The 210-nt window shown below is 71.0% G+C and carries 1 protein-coding gene; it reads left to right on the plus strand.

Going from position 1 to position 210, the window contains the following annotated elements; genetic code table 11:
• Positions 1–210: hypothetical protein (locus H6A16_RS10685; protein ID WP_204619035.1), on the plus strand; the 210-nt coding region annotated here is incomplete at both ends.

The following is a 210-nucleotide window of genomic DNA, read 5'->3' on the forward strand; positions in this document are numbered from 1 at the left end:
CAGTGTGGCCCAGGCACCGCATCTTGCCGTTCAATCGTTGGGCGCCGCACGCAAGGCGCGCGCCCTCGGCTTTCGCGGCAACCTGCGGCGCCTGGGCAAGCCGTCTCCGTTGTCCAGTGTGGCCCAGGCACCGCATCTTGCCGTTCAATCGTTGGGCGCCGCACGCAAGGCGCGCGCCCTCGGCTTTCGCGGCAACCTGCGGCGCCTGGG

It is taken from the genome of Collinsella tanakaei, assembly GCF_016900375.1.
Lineage (GTDB): Bacteria > Actinomycetota > Coriobacteriia > Coriobacteriales > Coriobacteriaceae > Collinsella.